General features: G+C 62.4%; 18 protein-coding genes. 12 read left to right on the top strand and 6 right to left on the bottom strand.

What is annotated here, in order from left to right; translation table 11 throughout:
* The first annotated feature begins 2 nt into the window (after positions 1-2).
* On the top strand, positions 3-1142 hold the full coding sequence (locus HRQ64_RS13310) for a protease modulator HflC (RefSeq protein ID WP_172123639.1): 1140 nt from the start codon (positions 3-5) through the stop codon (positions 1140-1142).
* 71 nt (positions 1143-1213) lie between these two features.
* Here HRQ64_RS13310 and serB read toward each other — a convergent pair whose 3' ends face one another.
* Positions 1214-2128, bottom strand: a complete 915-nt coding sequence (gene serB / locus HRQ64_RS13305) for a phosphoserine phosphatase SerB (RefSeq protein ID WP_349236708.1) — start codon at positions 2126-2128, stop codon at positions 1214-1216.
* Between serB and miaA the strand changes: the two genes are divergently transcribed.
* Positions 2111-2995, top strand: a complete 885-nt coding sequence (gene miaA, locus HRQ64_RS13300; protein WP_172123638.1) for a tRNA (adenosine(37)-N6)-dimethylallyltransferase MiaA — start codon at positions 2111-2113, stop codon at positions 2993-2995. The genes serB and miaA overlap by 18 nt on opposite strands.
* 57 nt (positions 2996-3052) lie before the next feature.
* Here miaA and HRQ64_RS13295 read toward each other — a convergent pair whose 3' ends face one another.
* Positions 3053-4465, bottom strand: a complete 1413-nt coding sequence (locus HRQ64_RS13295) for an MATE family efflux transporter (RefSeq protein WP_172123637.1) — start codon at positions 4463-4465, stop codon at positions 3053-3055.
* A 70-nt stretch (positions 4466-4535) separates the two neighbouring features.
* Here HRQ64_RS13295 and HRQ64_RS13290 point away from each other — a divergent pair, with 70 nt between their 5' ends.
* From HRQ64_RS13290 to HRQ64_RS13250, 9 genes are all read left to right on the top strand, one after another.
* Positions 4536-4919, top strand: coding sequence for a DUF423 domain-containing protein (locus tag HRQ64_RS13290; protein ID WP_248307055.1), 384 nt, complete (start codon positions 4536-4538; stop codon positions 4917-4919).
* A gap of 72 nt (positions 4920-4991) precedes the next feature.
* Positions 4992-5264 carry a glycine zipper domain-containing protein gene (locus tag HRQ64_RS13285; protein ID WP_127753529.1) on the top strand — a complete coding sequence of 91 codons (273 nt, stop codon included), beginning with the start codon at positions 4992-4994 and terminating at the stop codon, positions 5262-5264.
* A gap of 283 nt (positions 5265-5547) precedes the next feature.
* Complete coding sequence (locus tag HRQ64_RS13280; RefSeq protein ID WP_127753528.1) at positions 5548-5763, top strand: cold-shock protein; 216 nt, start codon at positions 5548-5550, stop codon at positions 5761-5763.
* A gap of 286 nt (positions 5764-6049) precedes the next feature.
* Positions 6050-6262: a cold-shock protein gene (locus tag HRQ64_RS13275; protein ID WP_127753527.1), complete on the top strand. Its 213-nt coding sequence runs from the start codon at positions 6050-6052 to the stop codon at positions 6260-6262.
* A gap of 318 nt (positions 6263-6580) precedes the next feature.
* Positions 6581-8350 carry an acetolactate synthase 3 large subunit gene (locus HRQ64_RS13270; protein ID WP_127753526.1) on the top strand — a complete coding sequence of 590 codons (1770 nt, stop codon included), beginning with the start codon at positions 6581-6583 and terminating at the stop codon, positions 8348-8350.
* 147 nt (positions 8351-8497) lie between these two features.
* A complete protein-coding gene (gene ilvN / locus HRQ64_RS13265; RefSeq protein WP_127753525.1) occupies positions 8498-9052 on the top strand; it encodes an acetolactate synthase small subunit in 555 nt (184 codons plus the stop codon).
* An 85-nt stretch (positions 9053-9137) separates the two neighbouring features.
* On the top strand, positions 9138-9881 hold the full coding sequence (locus HRQ64_RS13260) for a pyridoxine 5'-phosphate synthase (RefSeq protein ID WP_127753524.1): 744 nt from the start codon (positions 9138-9140) through the stop codon (positions 9879-9881).
* Between the two features lie 236 nt (positions 9882-10117).
* Entirely contained in the window at positions 10118-10735 is a 618-nt protein-coding gene (locus tag HRQ64_RS13255) for an NADPH-dependent FMN reductase (protein WP_127753523.1), read from the top strand.
* Positions 10736-10976: 241 nt separating this feature from the next.
* Positions 10977-12818: a potassium transporter Kup gene (locus HRQ64_RS13250; protein WP_248305338.1), complete on the top strand. Its 1842-nt coding sequence runs from the start codon at positions 10977-10979 to the stop codon at positions 12816-12818.
* Positions 12819-12821: 3 nt separating this feature from the next.
* Here the strand turns inward: HRQ64_RS13250 and HRQ64_RS13245 are convergent, their stop codons facing one another.
* The 3 genes from HRQ64_RS13245 to HRQ64_RS13235 form a co-directional block, all read right to left on the bottom strand.
* Entirely contained in the window at positions 12822-13256 is a 435-nt protein-coding gene (locus HRQ64_RS13245) for a hypothetical protein (protein WP_172123636.1), read from the bottom strand.
* 75 nt (positions 13257-13331) lie between these two features.
* On the bottom strand, positions 13332-14471 hold the full coding sequence (locus HRQ64_RS13240; protein WP_172123635.1) for an NADH:flavin oxidoreductase/NADH oxidase: 1140 nt from the start codon (positions 14469-14471) through the stop codon (positions 13332-13334).
* Between the two features lie 141 nt (positions 14472-14612).
* On the bottom strand, positions 14613-16289 hold the full coding sequence (locus HRQ64_RS13235; RefSeq protein WP_172123634.1) for a M14 family metallopeptidase: 1677 nt from the start codon (positions 16287-16289) through the stop codon (positions 14613-14615).
* Positions 16290-16577: 288 nt separating this feature from the next.
* Between HRQ64_RS13235 and HRQ64_RS13230 the strand changes: the two genes are divergently transcribed.
* The gene (locus tag HRQ64_RS13230; protein ID WP_172123633.1) at positions 16578-17759 is read left to right on the top strand and encodes a M20/M25/M40 family metallo-hydrolase; all 1182 of its coding nucleotides are present in this window, start codon (positions 16578-16580) and stop codon (positions 17757-17759) included.
* Between the two features lie 24 nt (positions 17760-17783).
* Here HRQ64_RS13230 and HRQ64_RS13225 read toward each other — a convergent pair whose 3' ends face one another.
* Entirely contained in the window at positions 17784-18716 is a 933-nt protein-coding gene (locus tag HRQ64_RS13225; RefSeq protein ID WP_172123632.1) for a pyridoxal-phosphate dependent enzyme, read from the bottom strand.
* Positions 18717-18775: the final 59 nt, after the last annotated feature.

The raw sequence follows: 18775 nt of genomic DNA, 5'->3' as shown, positions 1-18775 counted from the left end.
CCATGCAAAACCGTTTGATTGTCATCGGCGTTGCCGTCGTTCTCGCGCTCTATGTGTTGTTCTCGTCGATCTATGTGGTCAATGAGCGCGACCAGGCCATCGTGATGCGCTTTGGCCAGATCACCGATATCCGCACCGAGCCGGGCATCTATTTCAAGATCCCGACCGATATCGTGGACAGCGTGCAGATCATCGAAGATCGGCTGCTGCGCCAGGATATCGCTGACATGACCGTGCAGGTTTCGGGCGGCGCCTTTTACGAGGTGGATGCGTTCCTGACCTACCGGATCACCGATCCGCGGCTGTTCCGCGAACGTGCGCTGGGCCAGTTGCAGGTTGCCGAAAGCCGTATCGCCACCCGCTTCGATGCAGCGCTGCGCCAGGTTTATGGCTTGCGTGAATTCAATGCGGCGCTGTCGGAACAGCGTCCGCAGATGATGCGGGAAGCCCGTGACCTGATCCGTCCCGATATGGCGGAGCTGGGCATCGAAGTGGTCGACGTGCGTATCCTGCGCACCGACCTTGCCGCTGAAGTGTCCGAGCGGACCTATGAGCGGATGCGCGCCGAGCGTTTGGCGGAGGCCGCATTGCTGCGGGCTCGCGGCCAGGAGCAGGCCCAGTCGCTGCGCGCCATTGCCGATCGTCAGGCCGTGGAAATCGTGGCAGCGGCAACGCGTGACGCCGAGATCATCCGTGGTACGGGTGACGCCGACCGGAACCGGATCTTTGCTGCCGCCTATGGGCAGGATCCTGAGTTCTTCGAGTTCTATCGCTCGATGGAATCGTACCGGACGGCACTGTCCAATACGGGCACGACCATGGTGCTGTCGCCCGAGAGCGAGTTCTTCCGGTATTTCGGCTCGAATGGCGAATTGCCGGCAGCCAATCCGAACCTTGCGCCCCCGATTGCACCGGTACCGGCTCCAGCCGTGCCGACTAGCGAGGGTCCGGCCCTTGATGGCCTCGGGATCGAGGATGCCACTACGCCTAGCCTGACGCTGGACGACGGCTCCGAACTGGCCCCGACCGTCGGCACGGATGTGCCGCCGCCAGTGGAAGGCGAGACCGCTCCTGCGGCAGCGCCCGCCCCCGAAGCACCGGCGGCACCGGCTCCGGCTCCCGCTGCGGCTCCGACGCCCTAAGCGGCACCGGATAGCGAAACGAAAACCCCCGCCAGTGGCGGGGGTTTTTTGTTGGGCAGGTGGTGGGCGGGTTAGCGGACGATGTCTTCGTCGGTATAGCCCTGCAGATAGAGGAGGGCGGTGAGATCGCCATGGTCGATCCGCACGCCCGCTTCGGCCGCAACGGCGGGCTTGGCGTGGATGGCGACGCCCATGCCAGCGGCGCGGATCATGTCGAGATCATTGGCGCCATCGCCAACCGCCATGGTCTGGCTGAGCGACAGGCCACGCTCGGCGGCGAGGGCTTCGAGCTTGGTGCGCTTGGTGTCCTTGTCGACAATGGGCTTTTGCACCGTGCCGGTGAGGCGGTCGCCATCGAACTCAAGCACATTGGCGAGCACTTCATTGAAGCCGATGCGCTTGCCGAAATGATCGGCAAAGATGGTGAAGCCGCCTGAGACAAGGGCGGTATAGGCGCCATAGGCTTTCATGGTTTGCACAAGGGCGCGGCCGCCGGGCGCGAGGGTGATGGCTTCGCGCCGGACCTCCTCGATGACCTTGCGCTCAAGGCCCTTGAGCAGGGCGACGCGGGTGTCGAGCGCCTGGGCAAAATCGAGTTCGCCGCGCATCGCGCGCTCCGTGATTTCGGCGACCTGGGGCTTGATGCCGAGGGCGGCCGCGAGCTCGTCGATGCATTCCTCGTTGATCATGGTGGAATCCATGTCGGCGAGAAGGATCTGCTTGCGGCGGCCGGTGCTGGGCACGAGGGCGGCATCCACGGCGCGGGTGCCGATGACGGCGCGGGCGGCTTCCAGCGCTTCGGTTGACTTTGGCTCGATGATCTCGCAGGCAATGCCGTGATTGAGCCAGTTGAGCTCGCCCCCGGTTTGACGCAGGACGGCTTCTGCCAATGGCGGATCGAGTTCGGAGTCAGCGGGATTGGCGATCAGGCAAAGAACCGGCATGGCGGGAATGAAACTCGGGGAGGGATGGGAGTGAAGGGCCACAGGCGCGCCGTTTTGATAGCGGGTCCAACCGCGAGCGGCAAGTCGGCCTTGGCGCTCGAGCTTGCCCGGGCGCAGGGCGGCGTGATCATCAATGCCGATGCCATGCAGGTCTATGACACCTTGCGGGTGGTAACGGCCCGTCCGAGCGCCGATGAGGAGGCACTGGCGGAGCATCGGCTCTATGGCGTGGTGCCGGCGCGGGTCCGGTTTTCCACCGGCCAGTGGCTGGGAGCGGTGCGGCAAGTGACAGAGGAAATCGATCCGGAGCGGGCGCTGTTTTTTGTGGGCGGCACAGGGCTTTACTTCGATGCGCTGCTGAATGGATTCGCCGATATTCCCCCGATTGCGGCCGAACTGGTGCTTCAAGTTCAACAAGAGATTCAAGCGCTCGACGCCGCCGGAAGGCTGACTTTGCTGGAGGCAGAGGATCCGGTGAGTGCGGCCCGGCTCGGGGTGGCCGATCCGCAGCGGCTGACGCGGGCGCTGGCGGTCAAGCGCGCGACGGGGCGGACCTTGTCGAGCTTTCAGGATGCGCCGCAGGCGGCGCTGCTCGGTGGGTTTGAAGTGGAGCGCATGGTGCTTGATCCGGACCGGCAGGTGTTGCGCGAGCGCATTGCGCGCCGGTTTGCGGCGATGTTCGAGAGCGGGGCAGTGGAAGAAGTGCAGGCGCTGCGTGCCCAGGAGCTCGACCCTTCCTTGCCGGTGATGAAGGCTATCGGGGTGCCCGAGATCGGCGACTGGCTCGAGGGCCGCAGCAGCAAGGAAGAGGCGGTGCGGCTGGCGACGATCGCCACCCAGCAATATGCCAAGCGGCAACGGACCTGGCTTCGCAACCGCTTCGCCGATTGGCCGCGTCGCGCCAGTTAAGGTCGCAGCACGCCGGAGCGTGCGGCGGGGCGCCAGCACGCTGCGCGTGCAGCGGATCTAGCGGGGACGCAAGAGCCCTAGTCGTTCGCGCATGGCAAAGCGGGCAACCAGAACCACCGCCACAAAGCCAAGCCCCACGGCCAAGCCGATCCAGATGCCGACGCCGCGCATGTCAAAGGTGAAACCAAGAAGATAGGCCACCGGCATGCCGACCAGCCAATAGCCGATGATGGCCACAACCATGGGGATCTTGGTGTCACTAAGGCCACGCAGTGCGTGCGCCGCCACGACCTGGGCGCCATCCACGATCTGGAACAAGCCGGCGACCGCGACGAAGCTGGCGGCAAGGGCAAGCGCATTGTGGTTGGCTGGCTGGTCAGGGTCGAGGAAGATGGTGACAATAGCGGGGCCAAACGCCAGGAAAACGAGGGCCGAGCAGGCCATGAAGCCGGTGCCAAGGCCAAAGGCAGTCCAGCCTGAGCGAGCGATGCCAATGGGGTCGCCGCGACCGAAGGCATGACCGACCCGGACGGTGGCGGCGGTGCCGAGGCCCAGCGGCACCATGAAAGCCGTGGAAGCGCATTGCAGGGCAATGGCGTGGGCGGCGACTTCATCAGTGCCGAGCCGGCCCATCAGCAAGGCGCTGGCCGTGAAGAGGCCCACTTCGGCCAGGACGGTGATGCCGATCGGCGTGCCGACGCGGAAAATCTGCCCGAGGCGCTTCCAGTCCGCGGCCCAAAGGCGATGCAGCAGATGCAGGCGGCGGAAGCGGCGGTGGCGCAGCACAAAGATCGCCATGGCGGTGAACATGACGATATTGGTCAAAAGGGTTGCAAGGGCAGCGCCGCGCAGCTCAAGCCGCGGCAAGCCCCAATTGCCAAAGATCAGGCCATAGTTGGCGAGGGCGTTGACGACGACCCCGCCGACGGTGATCAACAGCACGACCCGCGTGGCATCAAACGCGGCGAGCAGCGAGCGGAACGCGACAATGCCAAGGGCGGGAAACAGCAGCCAGATGGCCACATGGATGTATTCTTCGGCAAGAAGCGTTGCCGCGGGATCTTGCCCCAACAAGGCAAAAACCGGGCGGATCTGCCATATGATGGGCGTGAGCACGAGCGCCAGAATGGCCGCGGCCCACAGGCCCTGGCGCACGATATGGCGGATGGAGCGGGTGTCACGGGCGCCGCGCGCCTGGGCCACGAGGGGCGCTACGGCGCCAACCAGCCCGATACCGCCAACAAGAAAAGGCATCAGGAAAGTCGTCGCAAGGGTACCAGCCGCCAGCTGGCTCGGACCCAGCCAGCCCAGCATGATGACATCGGTGGTTGCAAGCGCGTTTTGCGCCAGCTGTGCGATCACCAGCGGCCAGGCGAGGGCAAAGGTGGCGCGCAGTTCGGCAATCCAGCTGACGCGCACGGGCTCAGGTGCAGCGGTGGCGTCGGCCACAACCGTGATTTGCTCGCTCATGTGATTTCGTCCTACTCGCGGGCGCATGCTCTAGCCCATCACAGGATGAGGTGGAAGAGCGGAGAGGGAAATGACGATGGTGCAAGGTGGGGTTCTGGCGCGATTATTGTTGGCGGGGGCTGGAGTTGTAGGAGCGATTGGGGTCGCTGCGGCTGCGGGTGCCTCGCATGCTGGCGGGTCCCGCAACATCGAGGCAATCGCTGCGGTGTGCCTCGCCCATGGCCCCGCGCTGCTGGCGCTTGGGCTGGCGGGGCGCGGGCGGATCCTGGGTGCGGCGGGAGCATTGCTGGCCATGGGCACGGGCCTGTTTGTGCTGGACCTGGGCGTGCGGGAATGGCTGGGGCAGGGCGCCTTTCCCGGCGCGGCACCGATGGGCGGGATGGGGATGATCGGCGGCTGGGTCGCGATCAGCCTTGCCGCACTGGCGCGTAGGGCGCCGGAAGAAAAAATCTAGGAATGCAGATTTGTGCGGAACCAATCACTCAATCGTGCATTTGCTCCTCCGATAGTACCTGGAGGGTTTTCCATGCATAAGTTTCTGATCATCGCCGCTACCACCCTGTCGCTGGCTGCGTGCACTGCCACACAAGAGGGTGCTGCTGTCGGCGCAGGCGTAGGCGCTGTTACCGGCGCTGTTGCCACCGGTAGCGTTGCCGGTGCGGCTGTCGGCGCAGGCATTGGCGGCGTGGTCGGCGCAGCCGCCGGCAATGTCCTCGGTCGTGTCGACGGCGACAACAATATGTGCTGGTACGAAAACCGCAATGGCGGCCGGTACAAGGACGTTTGCCCACGCGGCTAAACAGGTCGCCGCATCGCCCCATGCGGCGCGCGCCCCTCGGGGCGCCAACACTCGGTCCGGAGTCCCTCCCGGGCCGAGTGTCTTTGTTTATGAAGGACTTGAAATTTGTTTGCGGGCGCGGCATATTTCACAACATACGTTACACTCGTCTTGCGCTAATCCAATCACCGGCGTGCCGGAAACTTGGCTACCTCCTGACTGTGAATCGTTAGACCGGGCTTTCCGCCCGTATTCAACCCTTAGCCGCCGCGGCGGCGACCACTTGTTACGAGGATCAAATTCCATGGCCGCAATCACCGGTACCGTGAAATTCTTCAACACCACCAAGGGCTTCGGCTTCATCTCGCCAGAAAATGGTGAGAAGGACGCGTTTGTCCACATCTCCGCCGTCCAGCGTTCGGGCCTGCAGGGCCTGTATGAAGGCGACAAGGTGACCTATGAACTCGAGACCGGCCGTGACGGCAAGGTTTCCGCCACCAACCTGACCCTGCTGAGCTAAACTCAACAGGTTCGAGTTTCGGAAGGCCCCGGTACCGGGGCCTTTTTTGTCCCGCCGCAGAGCGCCGTTCGGCATGCCGATACCGCTAGCGCCCCGGGGGGCTTTACTTTTTCTTCAGTTCCGTGCATAAGGCAGGCATACGTTTTACAGCCTACGTCGGCTGCCTGATCTGCCGAATTTCGGCCTGGCTACCTGCTCAACTTGCGAACGTGTATGCGCCCACCGACATGTTGTCATGGGCAACGGCTCGTTCGCCTCGGCGAGAGCACACAGAAAAGGGTCAGCCATGATCACCGGTACCGTTAAGTTTTTCAACACCACCAAGGGCTTCGGCTTCATTTCGCCTGAGAATGGCGGCCAGGACGCATTCGTGCACATCTCTGCCGTTCAGCGTTCGGGCCTGCAGGGCCTGTATGAAGGCGACAAGGTCACCTACGAGCTCGAGACCGGCCGCGATGGCAAGGTTTCAGCAACGAACCTGACCCTGCTCGACAACTAAGCGATCCCTTATCGGATCTGGAAAGGCTCCCTCCGGGGAGCCTTTTTTGTTTTTGTGCCCGGCTCGGGCGATGGCATTTGCCCGCTTGACCGATTTCGGGCGAGGGGCTAGAAACAAACCAACTTTTTTATGGAGAGGTCCCGTGCGGGCACTCATTCTCGTAGTAGGCTGGCGCATCGGCGACGTGGGATAACATCCCGCGCGAATGCTGATGCGCCGAAAACAGGTCCCAAACGGGGCCTTTTTTATTGCCCATTTTCCGCCGGGGCGGAGGGGCGGAACCGAACGGCCCGGTGGGGCAACCAAGGAGCAAGCAAGATGGCGGAACACGAGAAGATGACGGGCGCCGAGATGGTGATCCAGGCGCTAACCGATCAGGGTGTCGAGCATATCTTTGGCTATCCCGGTGGCGCGGCGCTGCCGATCTATGACGCGATGTTCCAGCAGGATGTGATCCAGCATATCCTCGTGCGCCACGAACAGGGCGCGACCCATATGGCCGAGGGCTATGCCCGCTCGACCGGCAAGCCGGGCGTGGTGCTGGTGACCTCGGGCCCGGGGGTGACCAACGCGATCACCGGATTGACCGATGCGCTGCTCGATTCCATTCCGCTGGTGTGCATCACCGCCCAGGTGCCGACCTCGCTGATCGGCACCGACGCGTTCCAGGAATGCGACACGGTGGGGATCACCCGCTCCTGCACCAAGCACAATTATTTGGTGAAGCGCATCGAGGACCTGCCGCGGGTGCTGCATGAAGCGTTCCTGATCGCGACGACCGGCCGGCCCGGCCCGGTGGTGATCGATATTCCCAAGGATGTGCAGTTTGCACTAGGCACCTACTACAAGCCGGACGCGCAGAGCCTGCGCCAGCGCAGCTATCGCCCGCAGGTGGATGGGGACATCGCCGCGATCGAGGCTGCCGTCGACATGATGCTCAAGGCCGAGCGCCCGGTGTTTTATACCGGTGGCGGCGTGATCAATGCCGGGCCGCAGGCCTCTGAGCATCTGCGTGAACTGGCTGAGCTGACCGGCTTTCCGGTGACCTCGACGCTGATGGGGCTGGGCGCGTTTCCGGCGGCCAATCCGCAGTGGTTGGGAATGCTGGGCATGCACGGCACTTATGAAGCGAACCTCGCCATGCATGGCTGCGATCTGATGATCAATATCGGGGCGCGGTTCGATGACCGCATCACCGGCCGGATTGACGCGTTTTCGCCCGGCAGCCGCAAGATCCATGTGGATATCGACCCAAGCTCGATCAACAAGATCATCCCCGTGGACCTGCCCATCATCGGCGATTGCGGGCGGGTTTTGGCCGAAATGGTGCGAATCTGGCGCTCCAAGACCAACCAGCCGCGTACCGAAGCGCTGGCGCCATGGTGGGGGCAGATCGGCAAGTGGCGCTCGGTCAACTCGCTGGGCTTCCAGAACTCGGACACGACGATCAAGCCGCAATACGCGATCCAGCGCCTTTATGAGGCGACCAAGGACCGGGATGTCTACATCACGACCGAGGTTGGGCAGCACCAGATGTGGGCCGCGCAGCACTTCCATTTCCAAAAGCCCAATCGCTGGATGACCTCGGGCGGTTTGGGGACCATGGGCTATGGCCTGCCAGCGGCGGTCGGCGTGCAGGTGGCGCATCCCGACGCTCTCGTGATCGACATCGCCGGCGAAGCCAGCGTGCAGATGACGATGCAGGAAATGTCCACGGCGGTGCAGTACCGCTTGCCGGTCAAGATCTTCATCCTCAACAATGAGCGCATGGGCATGGTGCGCCAGTGGCAGGACCTGCTGCATGGCTCGCGCTATGCGCATTCCTATTCGGAATCGCTGCCCGATTTCGTCAAGCTGGCAGAGGCTTATGGCGGCAAGGGCATCCGGTGCGAGAACCCGGCCGAGCTCGATGCGGCGATTGCCGAGATGCTCGATTATGATGGTCCGGTGCTGTTCGACTGCGTGGTGGAGAAGGACGAGAATGCGCTGCCGATGATCCCATCGGGCAAGCCGCATAATGAGATCATCTTGCCCGATACCGCCAATATCGGCTCGATCATCGATGAAAAGGGAAGGGCGCTGGTTTAGGAGGCGCGATTTCTCCCGCGCTCCGTGTCTACCCCCGCCTTGAGCCGGGGCCCATCTTGAGATCTCGAGATGGATCCCGGCTCAAGGTCGGGATGATGCCGGGGCGGGAGGCACCGTTTCAGAGCCCAGCAGTTGAGGACCAAAAAAATGAACGCACATCTGCAGCCGACCGGTTCGGCTTATTTCATGACCAAGGAAAACCAGGAGATCGAGCGGCATACGCTGTCGGTGCTGGTGGACAATGAGCCGGGTATTCTTGCACGCGTGGTGGGGCTGTTTTCGGCCCGGGGCTATAATATCGAGAGCCTGACCGTCAGCGAGACCGAACACGACAAGCGACTTAGCCGCATCACTGTGGTGGTGGTGGCGACGCCCAAGGTGCTGGTGCAAATCAAGCTGCAGCTTGAGCGCCTGGTGCCGGTGCACAAGGTGCATGACCTGACCAGCGAAGGGGGCTCGGTGGAGCGCGAGCTGGCGCTGATCAAGGTGGCGGGTTCGGGCGACCACCGCGCCGAGACCTTGCGGTTGGCCGATGCGTTTCGGGCGCAAATCGTTGACGCAACCGTCGAAAGCTTCGTGTTCGAAGTGACGGGCAAGTCGAGCAAGATAGACAGCTTCATCGCCTTGATGGCGCCGCTCGGCCTGGTGGAAGTGGTGCGCACTGGGTTGGCGGCGATCTCCCGGGGTCCCGAGGGGATGTGATCGCGGTGTTGTGCCGGGCGCGCAGGATCAGTACTGCTGATGGCAGTCAGTTCCTAAACCGCACCGCAACGCCGAGTTTTTCGCGATGACCCTGCTTTCCGTCAATCTCAATGCCGTGGCGCAGCTGCGCAATCGACGCGATCTGCCCTGGCCCAGCGTAACCGGCATCGCCCGGGTGGTGCTGGATGCCGGGGCAAGCGGGATCACCATCCATCCCCGCCCGGATCAGCGCCACATCCGGCGCACGGATGTGTTCGAACTCGCGGCCTTGCTGCGGGAGGACTATCCCGGAGCCGAGTTCAACATCGAAGGCTATCCGAGCGACGATTTCCTGGCGCTGATCGATGCGGTGCGGCCCCAGCAGGTGACGCTGGTGCCCGACGATCCGGCACAGGCGACCTCCGATCACGGCTGGGATTTTGCTGCTTCGGCGGCGATGCTGTGGCCGGTGATCAAGCAGCTCAAGGAGATGGGCAGCCGCGTGTCGCTGTTTTGCGATCCCGATGCGGGGCTTTATGGCACGGAAGCGGCGCGCGATTTGGGCGCGGACCGGATCGAGCTTTATACCGGCCCCTATGGCGCCTGCTTTGATGATCCCGAGCGGGCGGCGGTTGAGTTGTCCAAGCTTGCTGGCACCACGGCCGACGCCATGGCGCTTGGCCTTGGGGTCAATGCCGGGCACGATTTGACCCTGGACAATTTGCCCGCGTTTCAGGATGCGGTGCCTGGCGTAGCCGAAGTCTCCATCGGCCATGGTATCACGGCCGATGCGCTGCTGATGGGGTTTGCCGAAGCAGTACGCCGCTATCGAGCCGTGCTGGGCGGTTGAGCCAACAGCCCGTCGGTCAGGTTTGACGAACGCTGCGTTGAACACACCGAGTGCAGCTGTTGGTGCGCAGCCCTCAAAAGCCCAGAAATCCGGCAACTTAAGGCAGTCAGATACTTACACCCATGTGCCTTAGCTCCCTTCGGGGAACCCACGGACATGAGCGTGCCCACTTGCGTGGAAATCGTACAGGCACATATATCGCCTCAGTTACGTTTTGTTACCAAGGAGGGCACGCAATGTCCAAACTCAAGATTGGCGTCATTATCTCGTCCACCCGCGAAAGCCGCTTCGGCGACAAGCCGGCGCAGTGGATTCTCGACAAGGCCAATGCCCGTGACGAGATCGAGGCTGAACTGGTCGACCTGCGCGATTTCGACCTGCCCTTCTTCAACGAAGTGGCGTCCAATATGTGGATGCCTTCAAGCGACCCCCGTGCTGTCGCCTGGCAAAAGAAGGTCGCAGAGTTTGACGGCTTCATCTTCGTCGTCGCCGAATACAACCGGTCCATCACCGGCGCGCTTAAGAACGCGATCGACCAGTCCTATGTCGAGTGGAATCGCAAGCCCTTCGGCATCGTCGCCTATGGCAGCGTTGGCGGCACCCGTGCGGCCGAACATCTGCGCGGCATCGGCGTCGAGATGCAGATGGTCTCGACCCGCTCGGCCGTCCATATCGGGGGCAGCGACTTCTTTGCCGTGCATCCGCTCGGCGGCCAGAACAAGAGCTTCAGCGATATCGAAGGCTCGATCGGCCCTAGCGCCAAGGACATGCTAGACCAGCTGATCTGGTGGGGCACTGCCACCAAGGCCGCTCGCGCCCAGGATAATGCCCGGGCTGCCGTCGCGGCCGAATAGGTATTTCGAAAGCCAGACCTCCAGCTTTCGTTGACGTCAGGGGCCGCTCGGTGTGAGCGGCCCCTGTGCGTTTGGGCGCTTGAATAGAAGTTGTGTTGTATGTGAGATATCCGAGGTGTATAGCGGCGCCCGCCGTTACCCATGAGAGCACAGGTTTATGACGCAGACGAATACGGCCGGTGCCAGCACCGGTGCCGATGCGAGCGATCTTCACGACCACTCTCACAACAAAGACCTGCCCATGCTGCTGCTCGGCGCGCTTGGGGTGGTCTATGGCGATATTGGCACGAGCCCGATCTATGCCTTCCGGCAGGCGATGAGCATTCGTCCCGGTGCCGCTTCGAGCAGCAGCGAAATCCTGGGACTGCTGTCGCTGATTGTTTGGGCGCTGACGCTGACCGTCGCGGTCAAATATGTGTTCTTCGTTACGCGCGCGGACAACAAGGGCGAGGGCGGTACGCTTTCGCTGATGGCCTTGGCGCGCAAGACCTTCACCAATCCGCCGATGTGGATCACCGTACTCGGCGTGCTGGGAGCCTCGCTGTTTTTTGGCGACGCGATCATCACTCCCGCTATCTCGGTGTTGTCGGCGGTTGAGGGTATTGAACTCGTAGCCCCCAATATGCGCCGCTGGGTGGTGCCGATCACGCTGGTGATCATTGTCGGCATCTTCATGGTGCAGCGCTTTGGCACTGCCAAGGTCTCGATCGTGTTTGGTCCCGTAACCGGGATCTGGTTCCTGACCCTGGGCATTTCCGGGCTGGTGCATATTGTGCAGTACCCAGCGGTGCTGCTGGCGATCAATCCTTTCCTGGGCGTCGAGTTTCTGGCCACGCATTTCGGCATTGCCTTTGTGGTGATCGGCGCTGTGTTCCTGGCGGTGACCGGGGCCGAGGCGCTGTATGTGGATTTGGGGCATTTCGGGCGTCGGCCCATTGTGATTGCCTGGTTCGCCCTGGTGTTTCCGTGCCTCTTGCTCAACTATTTCGGGCAGGGCGCCTTTGTGTTGCAGATGGGCGTCGAGAATGTCGAAAGCCCGTTTTTTGAAATGCAGCCGGAATGGGCCTTGGGGCCGTTTGTGGCACTTGCGACCATGGCGACAATCATCGCCAGCCAGGCGGTTATCTCGGGCACCTACAGCCTGGCGCAGCAGGCTATCGCGCTCAACATGCTGCCGCGCATGGTGGTGCAGCACACCTCCGCTACCCAAAGCGGTCAGATCTACATGCCTCAGATCAATACGATGCTGATGCTCGGCGTGCTGATGCTGGTGATTGCGTTCGGCAGTTCCGAGGCGTTGTCGAACGCCTATGGTATCGCGGTTTCGGGCGTGATGATCGTTACCCTGGCGCTGCTGCTGGTGGTGATGTGGCGCAATTGGAAGTGGAACCCGGCGGTCGTGGTGCTGTTCGGCGTGGTGTTCGTTGTGATCGATGGCGGGTTCTTCGCCGCCAATGTCTCCAAACTGTTCCAGGGCGGCTGGGTCCCCGCTGCGGTGGCGCTGACAGTCGCGGTCATCATGGCAAGCTGGATTGGCGGCCGACGGCGCCTGGCGGAAAAGACCCGGCGCGATGAAGTGCCGTTGCAGTTCCTCGTGGATAATCTCTCCAAGAAACGCCCGACACTGGTGCCCGGCACCGCCGTGTTCCTGACCAGCGATATCGAAGGCGCCCCAACGGCGCTGCTCCATAGCCTCAAGCACTACAAGGTGCTGCACGAGCAAAACGTGATTCTGACGGTGCGCACATCGGCGTCCCCGCGCGTGCCGGACGACGAGAAGGTGACGATCGACGCCTATAACGAGCTGTTCAGCCGCGTGGTCGTGACCTTTGGCTATATGGAAAGCCCCAATATTCCAAAGGCCTTGATCCTGGGGCGCAAGCTGGGCTGGAAGTTCGACATCATGTCGACCTCGTTCTTCCTGTCGCGCCGCTCGCTCAAGCCCGGGCCGCGCCAAGGGCTGGTGCGCTATTGGCAAGACCGGTTGTTCACGCGGTTGGCGCGCAATGCCAGCGACGCCACGGAGTATTTCCACATACCAACGGGCCGCGTCGTCGAGATCGGCACGCAGGTGGTGCTATAGCCCTTAGCCCTTGAGCATGTCCGGGCAGACATAGGGCACGGTTGCCGTGACGAAGCGCTGTTCCTGGGTTTCCGTGCCCAGGTGCATGCGCAGCACCAGTTCGGTTTCGGTGAGGGTGGCGATATCGGCGTCGATGGTCATGCCATCTTCGTCCCAGCTGATGGCCGTGGACGAGACCTGCTGCCATTTGGACAGCCGGTAGGTTTCCCAGCAGCTATCGCTGACCAGCGTGCCGTCCCCCAGAAAGATCTGCATGGGGCCGGGCAGGTTCTCGTCAGCATCGGAGCGCACCCAGACCTTGTTAAGCAGCGGATTGCCGGTCTCGCGCTCATCCTCCTCCATGCTGCCTTCGGCTTCCTGAGCCGTGGCGGGCAGGGTGGGGCAGGCGCCCACACCCCAGACACTGAGCAGTGCAATAACAGCGGCTTTGGTATCCACCGAGCTTCTCCTGGTTGACCGGCTGGCCAAGAGCGATCTGCCGCCGGCAAAGCGGCAGAAATAGGATGGGTGCGCTTACGTATCCTGTTCGGCAAACTCGCGCTGCTTGAGCCAGCGGTCGCGTTCGCGCACCCGGGCCGCCTGGTTGGGCCACAGCTCGTAGCCCGGTTCTCCCAGCGCGTGGCGGGCATGGACGGCCCAATTGGGGTCATCCAATGCCGCCCGGGCCAGCGCAATGAAATCGGCATCGCCATTGGCGAGCACGGCTTCATCGGCCGCCGGATCACCTCCGAGCAGACCAACCGCCATGGTGGGGATATCGGCGCCTTTGCGCAGGGCGGCGCTGAAGGGCACCTGGTAGCCGGGGGTGGAACGGATGGCGCCCGAATCAAAGCCGCCGCTGCTGCAGTCGATCGCATCGACGCCCAGCGCCTTGAGCTCGCGGGCGAGCACGACGCTGTCTTCCACTTGCCAGCCGGCGGGATCATTGTCGCTGACCGACAGGCGCACGATGACGGGTTTGTCGGCCGGCCACACGGCGCGCACGGCCTGCGTAACTTCCAGTACGAGGCGCATGCGATTTTCGCGGCTGCCGCCATAGTTGTCGGTGCGCTTGTTGGCGAGTGGCGACAGGAACTGGTTGAGCAGATAACCGTGGGCGGCGTGGATTTCGACGAGGTCAAAGCCCGCCTCATTGGCGCGCAGCGCGCCGGCGACGAAAGCTTCGATGACATTGCGAATGCCAGCGGCATCAAGGGCCGTCGGCTTGGTGAAGTTCTTGCCCTCGGCGTGGATCTCGTCGGTGGGACCGACTGGCGTCCAGCTTTGGAAGCCGACGCCAGGCTTTTCCTCCTCGGTTTCGTCAAAGCCCTTGCGCCAAGGAATGGGCGTCGAGGCCTTGCGCCCGGCATGGGCCAGCTGAATGCCGGCAGCGGCACCCTGGGCGTGGAGGAAATCGACGATGCGGGTCAGCCCGGGAATGTGCTCGTCCTTCCAGATGCCGAGATCGGCATAGGAAATGCGGCCCTCGGGGGTAACGCCCGTTGCCTCGGTGATCACCAGCCCGAACCCACCCATGGCAAAGCGGCCGAGATGCACCAGGTGCCAGTCATTGGCAAAGCCATCGCGAGCCGAATACTGGCACATTGGGGCAATCACGGTGCGATTGCGCAGCTTGAGGCGGCGCAAGGCAGTGGGGGTAAACAGCAAGGACATGAGGGAAAAACCGGTGGGGAAAACAGAACCCGCAGATTGCACACAAGCGCATCCATCGGCAAGTGCCGATGAAGAGAGACTGAGTGCGCGGAAACCAGGGCCGGGTTGCGCCGGCCCTGTTGTTGTTTGATGTGCTTGCCCTTAGGCGAGGGCTTCGGTCAGGCGGTGGGTGCCGCCTTTTTCGGACGTAGCTACAGCGGTGATCCGGGCGTCCGGGCCGTTAGCGCGGACCAGCCATTCAGCCGGCTTGGCGGTGGGGGACCATTGCGGACCCCAGTTCGACCAGTTGAATTTGCGCTCGTTGCGGCCAGCCAGATTGCCCAAATCCTGCCGCTGCGGGTTGATGATGAGGCTTGCATTGTCAAGCTTGAGCGCCACGGTCACCGGCTTGGCAACCTTGTTCTCGATGGCAACGTCGGAAAGATTGGTCGGCAGATAGCCATGATTGGCAACCACGGCCGAGATCTTGAAGAGATCGGCGCCCAGTGCTTCCACGGTGAGCTTGTCGATCCTGACCTGGGGCGCAGCCGCGGCGTGGCGCAGGTTGAACAGGGTGTTGTTGTGGCAGATCTCTTCGAGCAGCTTGCCGGGGGGATTGCGGTAGCTCCAGATGTAAACCATGCCGCCCACCTCAACTGGCCCGAGCTGAGGATGGTCGAAGTGCTCCCAATCGCGAAAGCCCTTGTCACCGACATTGTCGAGCACCCAGTCGAACACCTTCTGTTGGGTATCAGCGTCGCGTGGCCCGAGATTAAGGTAACCTTTTTTGTCGACCCCGGCGGTACGCTCCATGTCCCACAGTTCGGTGGAAAAGCAGATGATACCGAGCTCTTCATAGACCCAATCCTTAAGGCTGCCATGGCGGCCCTTGGTCTTGTCGGGGGTAAAATCCTCATAGGTCGAGATCACTGGGTAGCCGGTAAGGCGGGTGCCGACAGCGCCTAGATCCTTGTAGAGCGCGAGGTCGCGGGGGCTCATATCGGCGTCATATTTCAGCATAGATGGGCGCAGGATGATGCCGCCATGGGTGTGGTAGGCGCACATGCCGCAAATATTAGGGTGCTCCAGCACCAGCTTGCCCATGGCCATCGCCTCGGGCTCGGAAAAGGGATAGGCGCCCGCCCCATATTCCTGGGGTGACCAGTTGATCGGGAAGTTACGGTTCATATTACCGTCTTGCTGCTTCTCGATCTTTACGTGCGCGCCATCGTAATTGCGGATCAGTCCTTCGGGGTAAACACGATAGTACTGGCCGCCTTCTTCGCCCGGTTCGCGCTGGACCATCAGGCGCGGATCGCGCTCGGACTTCTTCCACTCGCCGGTCGGGTCGGGGACCCGCATATTGACGATATGGCCATCGCCATTGATGTCCTGCGGGACAAGGCCTTCGAGGCGATCTTCGCCGGGCAGACAGCGGCCATTGCCGCACCAGGCGTAATAGGGTTCCACCAGCGAAAGCTCGGCGCCATCCGGATTGATGCGGGGCAGCACATAGAACACCTGGCTATCGACCAAGCGGGTAACCTCTTCATCGCTGCCGTAATTGGTCAGGATGTACCAGAGGCCATAAAGAGCTGTGGCGCTGGTGGCGTGTTCCTCGGCATGGATCTGCGCATCGATGTAAAAGCCGGGCTTTTCGTGTCCAGGGCCGGTGTCGGGATTGGTGATCTCCATCAGCCACACATCGCGGCCGCGGTGGGACTTGGCGAGCGAGGTGAGCTTGGCGAGCTTGGGATAGGCCGCGGCAAGCGCCTGCAGATGCGCCGTCATTTCGTCATAGGTGTAGTAGGTGTCGAACGCGATATCGACCATGGCCATTGCGGCGTCCTTTCGGGTCGGGAGGAGGGCGCCAGGCAGCGCGGGAGGAGGGTAGGCAATCTAATTACCTAAGATTGTAATACAATCAGCAGATATACAACGTTGAAGTTGCGGTTGTAGGCAGCTGAATATCCCTTAACTCCACCGATGGCTGCAGGCGCGCCTGTAGCCAAGATGCAAGGAAGGGACAACTTCGGCGAAATTGGTCCGCCGAGAGACCTGCTTCCCGTCGACAGGATTCCATGCCATGCTAACGTTGTCATTCGTGCACGTGAGCAAGCGTTTAAAGTGTCAAAATACTCCGGAATAGATCATAGCGCCGCCGTCGAACTGCTCTCCGCTTTTGTGCGGGTACCGTCCATCAATCCCGCCTTCCGGGCAGAACAGGATGACCCGTCATTGTTTGGAGAAGCGGCGGCTGCAGATGTGCTGCAGTCCTGGTGCACCGAGAATGGAATTGAAAGCAGCCTGGATAGTGTTGAGCCCGGTCGGCCCAACCTCATCGCGCAGGTGAAGGGGACGACTGGCGCCAAGCGCATGCTCTGGGAAGGGCATCTTGATACGGTGCAGGTCACAGGCATGGCCGAACCGTTTGGTGCGCGGCTAGAGGGCGACCGGCTTTATGGCCGAGGCGCCGTGGACGACGGGGCCAGCATAGTAGCCTTCATGCTGGCGCTGCGCGCGCTCAAGGCGGAGCCACCTAGGGCCGATGTGGATTTCCTTGCCGCGGCTGATGAGGAATTTGCTTATCGCGGCGTCATGCATCATCTGGCGCGGGGCGAACGCTACGATGTGGGCGTAGCGGGCGAGCCCACTTCGCTCAGGGTAGTTCGCGCTTGCAAGGGAACGGTGCGCTGGTGGGTCGAGATCGAGGGGCGCAATGCCCATACTGGCAGCCCCGAGGAGGGGATCAATGCCGTCACAGTGGCGCGCAAGGTGCTCGATGCCTATGATGCCGAAATGGAGCGGCGAACCGAAGATCATCCGCTACTTGGCAAGCCAACCCTGACCTGCACGGCCTTTGAGGCGGGGATCGGGCCCAACACCGTCCCCGGCACCAGCCGCATCCGGTTCGATTATCGCTACCTGCCGACCGAAACCGGCCAGGCCGTTTACCTGCACTTCAAAAGTCTGGCGGAAGGCGTTCGCGAGCTATTCCCCGACGCGCGCATCGTGGTGGGTGCGCCTTTTGTCGATTCCTCGGCGATGGATGTGCCGGCGGCGAGCGAAATAGTGCAGCGGTTAGGCCGGATCTGCGCCCAGCATGGGCTGCCCGAAGCGGCCGTTGGGGTGCCCTATGGCTCCGACGCCACCAAGCTGGTCAATATCGCAAATATCCCGAGCGTCATTTTCGGGCCGGGTAGCATCGAGCAGGCCCATACGGTCGATGAGTTCGCCGAGATCACGCCGATCATCCAGGCCGCCAAGATGCTGGTGGACCTGGCGCATGATCTGGACGCGCCTCACTAGGGGCGCGATCCAGACTGGGCAGAATCAGGCGGGCAGGCCGGCGCCGCAGACCGGAACGGTGATCTTCTCACCGGGACGGGCGACATAGGCGCCCGAAAGCAATGCAGCAACGGCTGCCGACCCGGCAGCGTCGGCGGCAATGCCCATTTCAAACCAAAGCCAGCGTGCAGCCTTGGCCATATCCTCGTCTTCAATCAGCACCACGTCATCGACCACGGTCCGCATTTGAGCGAAAAGGGCATCATCGGTGCGCCGGCACGACATGGTGGGGATTGCGCTGGTGATCTTGGCAAGCTCAACGACCTCGCCGGCAGCCAGCGAGGCGTGTAGCGTTGGCGACCCCACGGGCTCGACGCCAATCACGCGGATCGAGGGGTTGAGCGCCTTGATGGCCGTGCCTGCACCGGTGATGAAGCCGCCACCGCCCGCCGCGATGATCACCGTCTCGGTGTCGGGCCGGGCCGCCAGCATTTCAAGCGCAGCCGTTGCATTGCCGGCGACCACGTAAGGGTCGGCAAAGGGGTGCACATAGGTGGCTTCGCCGCGTTCGGCCATGGCGCGGGCGAGCTTGTTGCAGTGGTCGAAGTCATCACCGCCCACCACGGCCCTGGCGCCCCATTCCTCCATCTTGGCGACTTTCTCAGGAGCCACGGAATTGGGGAGGAAGATCGTTGCCGGCACGCCCAGCACAAAGCCGCAGCGCGCGACTGCCAGCCCATGATTGCCGCCAGAAGCCGCCACGAGGCCTTTGGCGCGCTCGGCTTCATTGAGCGACATGACCTTGTTGATGGCGCCGCGGGCCTTGAATGAGCCCGATACCTGCAGGCACTCGAGCTTCAATGCCAGATTCGCCTCGGTTATGGGGGACTTGATCTGATTGGCGGCAACCAGCGGCGTGTGGCGCACCAGCCCGTCGATGCGGGCTGCTGCGGCCTGAATGTTTTCTAGGGTGATCATCGACTTGTCCGTTTTGGGCTTCAGTTATCCAAGCTTTTACGCATTGAGCATTGACGAGC

Origin of the sequence: Devosia sp. 919 (assembly GCF_013185965.1) — a bacterium.
Lineage (GTDB): Bacteria > Pseudomonadota > Alphaproteobacteria > Rhizobiales > Devosiaceae > Devosia.
This window is presented reverse-complemented; position numbering and strand designations above follow the sequence as displayed.